The following is an 843-nucleotide window of genomic DNA, read 5'->3' as shown; positions in this document are numbered from 1 at the left end:
TGCGGCGATGATGACTTCCATCTTGGGGCTGCTCAGCAGGGGAATTGACCTGGGGTTGGTCAGATAAAGAGGGAAGGGGGAAGCCCAACTCAAAAGCCTCTCGTGCCAGCAAAGCCAGCAGAGACGGATTCAACTGGGCGCGTTTCACCCGCTCCTTGAGGCGATTCCACAGGTGTGCTCGGTGGATGCGTTCCAACTCTTCTCGCTGTTCACGTATCATGTTGTTCCCACCTCTCTTGTATCAATCCTAACTAAGCAACAGGGGAGCTGGTGTCAGGGAACTTTGATGGATTTTAGGAGATGGGATCCTCATTTTCTCCGAGTTGACCCGCCGGGATCCCTGGGGTTGCCAGCAGGGAACACCATTCACATCTGTAATTTCTTGTGTTGCAGCAAGCCCGTCTTCGGAATGTACAAGGGCGGGATCCGACAGTTTTTCTAGGGACATTTTGGGATCCCTGCGCGCCTTAGAGGTCTTCCACACAGGGAACTGCGGCCTTGACAGGGCCAGCTTGCCCCAATCTATCCAAAAAATGCTGCAGGAGCTGAAAACCGGGTGGGTTGAGGCTGTAGTAAATCCAGCGCCCCTGCTGGCGAGCATTGACCAATTTCGCATCCCGCAGGTTTTTTAGGTGAAACGAGAGCTTGGATTGGCTCACCTTCAGCTCTTCGCAGAGATCACAAACACACAACTCACGCCCCTGCAGCAGTTGCAGCACGCGCAGGCGAATCGGGTCAGAGAGGGCGTGGAATCCCTCCCGCACCTGCTCATCTGTCAAATTCCCCTCTACCTCAACCAGGAACGAAACCATCATTCAACCAGGGTAGCAGGAGTTTTGCGCT

Annotated in this window: 2 protein-coding genes; both read right to left on the bottom strand. The window is 54.3% G+C overall.

Going from position 1 to position 843, the window contains the following annotated elements; genetic code table 11:
* A partial coding sequence (locus NW820_RS12930) for a hypothetical protein (protein WP_414407713.1) occupies positions 1-220 on the bottom strand: 220 nt, incomplete at its 3' end.
* 247 nt (positions 221-467) lie between these two features.
* Positions 468-812 (bottom strand): ArsR/SmtB family transcription factor, encoded by a 345-nt coding sequence (locus tag NW820_RS12925; protein WP_414407712.1) that lies wholly within the window; start codon positions 810-812, stop codon positions 468-470.
* Positions 813-843 lie beyond the last annotated feature (31 nt).

It is taken from the genome of Synechococcus sp. R55.7 (assembly GCF_047461955.1).
Taxonomy (GTDB): Bacteria; Cyanobacteriota; Cyanobacteriia; order Thermostichales; family Thermostichaceae; genus Thermostichus.
Note: the sequence above shows the minus strand (reverse complement) of the source record. Positions and strands in the feature narration are given on the sequence as shown.

Bases quoted from the DNA above. Each gene is read 5' to 3' on its own strand.
- NW820_RS12925 (WP_414407712.1), bottom strand. From the start codon at position 812: ATGGTTTCGTTCCTGGTTGAGGTAGAGGGGAATTTGACAGATGAGCAG.